At 52.2% G+C, this 6,533-nt stretch carries 4 protein-coding genes and 1 pseudogene; 3 read left to right on the plus strand and 2 right to left on the minus strand.

Annotation, left to right across the window (positions count from 1 at the left end):
* Positions 1-109: 109 nt before the first annotated feature.
* Entirely contained in the window at positions 110-547 is a 438-nt protein-coding gene (locus BAUR9175_RS14740) for an amidohydrolase family protein (protein ID WP_101584222.1), read from the minus strand.
* Between the two features lie 648 nt (positions 548-1,195).
* On the opposite strand from BAUR9175_RS14740, the gene BAUR9175_RS14745 reads away from it, so the two are divergent.
* The 3 genes from BAUR9175_RS14745 (at position 1,196) to BAUR9175_RS14755 (ending at position 5,948) form a co-directional block, all read left to right on the plus strand.
* A complete protein-coding gene (locus BAUR9175_RS14745) occupies positions 1,196-2,689 on the plus strand; it encodes a DNA cytosine methyltransferase (protein ID WP_101584224.1) in 1,494 nt (497 codons plus the stop codon).
* 67 nt (positions 2,690-2,756) lie between these two features.
* Positions 2,757-4,343 carry an AAA family ATPase gene (locus tag BAUR9175_RS14750; RefSeq protein WP_101584226.1) on the plus strand — a complete coding sequence of 529 codons (1,587 nt, stop codon included), beginning with the start codon at positions 2,757-2,759 and terminating at the stop codon, positions 4,341-4,343.
* Positions 4,344-5,948: an LlaJI family restriction endonuclease gene (locus tag BAUR9175_RS14755; RefSeq protein ID WP_101584227.1), complete on the plus strand. Its 1,605-nt coding sequence runs from the start codon at positions 4,344-4,346 to the stop codon at positions 5,946-5,948.
* A 111-nt stretch (positions 5,949-6,059) separates the two neighbouring features.
* Here BAUR9175_RS14755 and BAUR9175_RS14760 read toward each other — a convergent pair.
* Positions 6,060-6,407: pseudogene (locus tag BAUR9175_RS14760) on the minus strand (transposase); the annotation flags it as partial.
* Positions 6,408-6,533: the final 126 nt, after the last annotated feature.

Genomic DNA, 6,533 nt, shown 5'->3' on the forward strand with positions numbered 1-6,533 from the left:
ACAGTGCGGCCGTGAGCTTGCTGGCGAATCCACCCGCCTCAGCTATCGAGACGAACGAATGGAAGGTGTCATGCGGGGAGCCGGTGAGGACTCCGACGCCGGCGTCCTACTAGCCAATGATCCCCAGCGAATGTAAGTACTTCTGTAAGTCGTGCAGTGCCCATTCCAGATCCTCTGAGGTGACCGACGGGAGCAGCCCCGTCACGAGTTCCGCTGCGGCTACGAAAGGCAGCCCTGCCAGATTGCCGTCGGTGTCCTTGACGATGCGTCCTCCATCGGGTTCTGGTGTCTCGCGGGTGATTTCGGCGATCTCGAGGGCGCGGATATTCACCCAGTTGCCGTGAGCGTCGTGGCTGGTGATGGCGGCAGGACGGTCGCTGACGACGAGGTCGAGGTCGCGACGGTGAGGGAATCCATCGGTGAAGACGTCCCCGTACCAGCCGGACCCGAGCACCCATTCGTCGTCCGGATGTTCTCTGGCATAGTTGGCGATGTGATCGAGGTAGACCTGGTAGCCGTGGATGTCGTCGAGGTTGCACCCCATCATGCTCGGCCCGCCGAGGACGGGATGGGCGTGAGCATCGTGGAGCCCGGGGTCAGGGCCCGACCGGCCAGGTCGACCACCTCAGTGTCGGTACCGGTCACTGCCCTGCAGAAAGGGTGAAGAGCCCGATCGGCTGCTTCACCTTTGAGCCTGGCGACTGGGCGTTGCCGGGATTGTCGGCACCACGAGTGGCATCGACTGAGTGGGATTCGGACATGACTTCCTCGGCATGTTGGGTGCTCTGACGAACAGTTTTCGCGTGCAAGCAACCACAGCGCTTTGAACGTTGGGGAGCGTGTGGCTAGGACGTTTTGAGCCTAGTGAGACTCGTTCGCGAGTTCCAACAGTCGTTCTAGATGGTCACTGGCTGACTTTCTGATGGGTGGTGTTACACACCGACAAGAGGCCAAGAAGTGCTTGATGACGAGCCGAAAATCAGCAAAGTCTTGTAACCCAGAAAACAAGATCTAACCGGGACAAATGTGAGGTAGCAACACTTACGCGCCTCTTCCAAGTGACAGATTCTTCCAATAACGTCACATTCCGAACGACGGAGCTAGCTTAGGCTAGTCTGTATCCAATAGACTAAGACGATGTGATGGCCCGCGCTGCCCCGGTGCCTGGATCACAAATTCGAGAAAGTGACTATGTGTGAACATTTCGTATGACAAGCTATGGCTGCGACTGCGCGAACGAAACCTGACTGGAAAAGATCTACAGACCCTAGCCGAGATCAGCAGCCAGACCCTCGCACGAATCCGCAAGAACGAAAGTGTTCGCACTGCAACTCTGGTCAAGATCTGCGAGGCACTAGACTGTGACCTTTCCGACATCATCGATGATGACTCAAACCGCGGAGACAACACAGCACCACCCGCCCTCCCGGGAACTCATACAGTTGCCTCGTTTTTCGCAGGCATCGGCGGTTTCGATGTCGGTTTTGAACGCCATAAGTTTAGGACCGAGTATCTTTGTGAAATCAATGATTTTTGCAACAGCGTGCTCACTCGACACTGGCCCGGAGTCCCCCGTGGGTACGACATCAACGCGATTACCCCAGACGAGATCCCAGATGTAGACGTCTGGGTGGGAGGTTTCCCCTGCCAGGACATTTCAGTCGCGCGCGCGAGACTAGGAAGGTTAGGACTCAATGGCGACCGATCGGGACTATTCTACCGATTCGCTGAATTGATCGAGATCAAACAACCTGAAGTCGTACTGCTTGAGAACGTAGCCGGACTATTGAACTCGAACAATGGACGTGACTTCGGGGTTATCCTGCAACGCATGACGAGGCTCGGATACTCCGTATCATGGCGCATGATGAACACTCGCTACTTTGGAGCACCACAGTCTCGAACAAGGATCTACATTTGCTGTTGGAAAAACAATCGGAACAAGGCGCTCCGGTCGATGTTTGAGGCATCAAAAGTGGAAAAGCCCGCCAACGAAAGACGAGACTTCATCGAACCTGGCGTACCGATTGGCACCTACCCAATGGCGCCGCGAGTCGCGTACTGCCTAGCAGCGACCTCCGGACGCCACACCGGTACCGACTGGTCTCGAACCTATGTGGTGTGCTCCGAAGGAGTGCGACGCATGACACCCCTCGAGTGCGAACGAATCCAAGGATTTCCCGATGGCTGGTCTATGCCATCGCTAGCGATGAGGGACACCAACGACCCTGACGACATCGACACCTTAAGATACACAGCACTGGGCAACGCCGTTTCCGTTCCAGTAGTGGAGTGGATTGCGTCAAGAATCAGAGAACAACTAGACAAGACTGATGACCATCCGATGACGAATGACGCCATTCAATTAGCCGTACCCGGATTCGAAAAGGCACGCTGGGATCATGGGCACCTCGATGAAACCGATTTCACGGATGAAAACGCCAAATGGAAATGGGCGAAAGCGGGCCTTGCAACGGGCTCCAGCGTTCTTGGACACAACATCCCGCCTGCGCCATCTGAACCCGTAATTACGAATTTCGCACTATTGGCCGAAAGAAAACCCGCGCATCCGCGGTACTACTTGACACCAAATGCAGCGGAAGGAATCATCAGACGCGTCACGCGCCAACGCCGCTCACTGTTCCCGCCCCTGCATGAAGCACTGGACTCGCTTAGAATGAAGAAATAGAACACACAAACTCCAACTCAGCTAAGATACGAGGAACGAGAAGCCATAAAACAAGTCTGGGAGAGCAATGAACTATGCAACGGTCAGGCTTGGCAAGGACAGCGTCAGTGATATAACCGACCTAGTCAATGCACACGCCGGTGCCCAAAGTGAAAGCTACAGCATAAAGACAAGGTGCAAACAATTTCCCCCAGACGTTGACGCCGGCGACTTGGCCTTCGTCTGGCTTGGCTCCGACAACGGAAAAGGTCAGAAGACCCCGTGGGTGCAAGGGTTCAGGGCAATAGCACGTTTTGCTCATATTGAAAGAGTCGAGTCCAGGGACGAAGACACGGAATTTGAGCTCTCCGTTGACTACATATTCAACGAATCCATAAACCGTGTGGACTTCCTACGCGAGGCGCCCACCGGATACTACTGGTGCTGCAACATTCCGATCATCGGCGTGGATGACCGGGCGAACCAAACGGTGAGAGCGGTCGAGTCGGGCGCTCTCACTAATGTTGGAGCCCTTATGTATTGCTTCGCACAGTGCCAGCCAGGCCTCCGGGAGGAAGTCCCCGGGGTATACCCCGAGCTGCTTGACACCCTCGCGTACGTACCTCCCAATCCCAGATCCCATAACGATGACACAGGTACAGCACTAGCCCAACAACAGCCCGAGCCGCTACCTGCAAGCACCCCTCATCAAGCGATCTTCTTTGGAGCGCCCGGTACGGGCAAGAGCTTTGATCTCCAAAGCAAAGCCAACAAGTATTTCTCATCGTTAGACCAAGACCAACGGCCCAGAACGCTGCGAGTTGCATTCCATCCAGAGTACTCAATACATCAATTTGTCGGAACCTATCGTCCGGTAGTTAGCCAACTCGATCAGATAAGCTACGCATTCGTCCCGGGTCCATTTGCCCGCATTCTAACTTCAGCCCTAAATAGCCCTGATGAAGATTACTTGTTAGTAATCGAAGAAATTAATAGAGCCAATCCGCCGGCGGTATTCGGTGAGCTATTCCAGCTATTGGATAGATCCTCGAACGGGGCCAGCGAGTATCCTACGAGTATCGGCGAGGATTTCCAGCAATACTTACAAACTCGCCTATCTACCGCGGGAATGAATACCCTGAAACAATTGGTCGCGAACGCCAGTTCCTCTACATTGTCGACCATTGAGAACGACACGATCGATCAGATCATACTACCCAACAACCTCTACATGTGGGCCACAATGAATAGCGCAGACCAAGGCGTGTTCCCGTTAGACACCGCGTTTAAACGTCGCTGGGAGTTTATATTCAAAGACATCAATTCCGGCGAAGAGAATTGCAACTGGAACACGCAACGAAGACACATCAACTCTTTGCTGCTCAATGAAGTAAATGCGAATGAAGATAAGCTCATCGGGGCATTCTTTATCAAGACCGAGGCTACTTCCAAATGGGGAAACGAGGGACTGCTCCCTTCCTTCAAAGAAGAGTTCCACAAGGTCATAATGTACCTATTTGACGACGCAGCGAGATACTATCGAAAAAGCATATTTAATACAGAGCTGGTGGGGCAGGTGCCTACTCTCAGCGAAATTATCGAATCTTGGAACGTTAACAACTTCGCCATATTCGTCGGACTAAGAAACATCGAGCCAGACAAGACAAGCGAATAAATGAGGCGAATCGTCTTGCGTGAAGGCTCAGTTTACCCATCAGACCATATTCAACAATTGATTGGACTGTCAGCTGAGACTGCACCACTGGTAACACCAACCGCAACAAAGCAGCCGGGTGGCCGAATATATTACTATACGGTCAAATTCGTCGGAATAGTTTCTGTGTCAAACACCTTATATATTATGGTGCCCAAATTCTTTCCTGTCGCACCTAGTCCACAGCAGCTCTCGACAATGACCGTCGTCATTGATGCAATACGTCGTTATAAAGATACTAATTCGTTCAACGAAGACGGCTATCGGCCAAATACAGACTCGACCAACGATGACATATTCTCAATCTCGAAATTTATGGTAGAGGAATACACTAGATTCGGGCTGTATTCGCTTAATTCTTCTCAACAAACTAACCGTGGTGTGTGGAGTATTGATTGGCCAAGAACTGTCGCAAGCCAAATCCCGATCTTTCAGAACGGGAGGCCCTATTATCTAGACTTCACTATGACTCGCAGCCGGTTAGACGAATTCAACTTTTTCACTCAGCTCCACGCCGCGGCACTTTCGGACGTGTCGCGGCTCTTGGCACCGACTGACATATCCACCCTGGCAGGAATTCCCACACCCATCTTGTCCAATCATACCGTTTCAGACTTTGGTAGCCCCGAGGAGCTACTGGCCAGATTACGGTCCGAAATGTCGACGCAATTTGTCTCTTGGAAACTGCGAATCCTCCAATGCTTAACCGACTACCTCCTGCTAACCAGTCGTACCGGCGAATCTACCCCTGTTTGGATTGGCACTCATTATTTCAATTTGGTTTGGGAATCAGCATGCAAGGAGTACTTCGGAAGCCAGGGCGACGTTTTTGATCTTGAAAACCCTGTCTGGGAATACATTCCCGATGTCGAGAGCTTCCAAACGCAACGGCATCCAAGAACTGTTATAGCACCTAGTCCAGGGGGGCTTACACCCGACATTCTTCCGATAGTCGATTCTCATCTCTACATTCTGGACGCAAAGTACTATTCGCCACTGTACGCAGTATCCAAACTGAAGAAGACGCCCGGGGTCGGCGATATCGTTAAGCAATATTTTTACGGCATGGCGTTGTCGAGCGCTGCAGGAAAAAATGGGCTGAAAATTCGCGGAAATGCGTTTCTTATCCCGTTCTATGCTGACTGCGATTGCTCATGTCACATAAGGGGCGAAGTGCGAATTCCGTTTATCGACCAGTCGCTGCGCAGCTCGTCGAGCGGTTTTGACGAGGGTGCTTTGTCTCATATACGCGTCATCGACCTGAACGCTATTCCTGTTTTGGCTAGTTACTGCGGCCTAGAACGACCGGCTAATCTTCCCATAGAATCCTGGTTTAAGTACGACATCGGAACTGCATTCGCTGACCGAGGCGATGTCGCATTTGACCCTATTTCCGCTAAAGATCATTCACACCTTGAAGATGCGATAAGTTCATTTGCAAACCAAGCGGATGGCGGTAGTTCGACTCCATGCGATTCTCCACCGGCAGATTTTTTTCATCGATTTTTTAATGTCTCTCCATTTCGCGAGCACGAATCCATTGTCGACTCGGATGGTTTCGACTAATTCAATTATTTCGTCTGATTTCGGGGCACGGAATGTCTCTATTCAATCGTCACTTCCGCGATTGCCTTTATCCGATCAGTTCTTTAACTTAACTTGGGTGAGTTTTCGGGCTCATCGTAAATAAGAGTGTAGAACCGGTCTGAAACCACCGGACTCAAGTAGGCACCTCGCGATGTAATGAGTCAGGTTACGAAACCCGAGTGCCGATCCTCGAAGGTGCTCGAGCCGACCATTGATCGATTCGGTGGGCCCATTCGACGTTCCGGGCCTGGTGAAGAACGCCAATACATCCGCTGCGCGGCGTTTCAGTGTTCTTCCCAACCGCCTCAACTCAATCAAACCAGCAGGCAGTCCTGCCGACAAGACATCGATGACAGCCTGCAAGAGCTTCTTGCCTTCGCTACGGTCCTCAGCCCGGTAAGCAGCCACGATGTCTTGATAGATGGCCCAGGTGACTTTGTTTGGAAGGGCCTTCCGGTAGCGAACGTGTAACGAAGTGGTAGCAGCTATGTAAGAACCTGGTAGCACTCATGGAGGATTGCTTTCACCCACGACATCGAAGTCGTGACAAGTGAAAGGAACCCT

Source organism: Brevibacterium aurantiacum, from assembly GCF_900169065.1.
Classification (GTDB): Bacteria; Actinomycetota; Actinomycetes; order Actinomycetales; family Brevibacteriaceae; genus Brevibacterium; species Brevibacterium aurantiacum.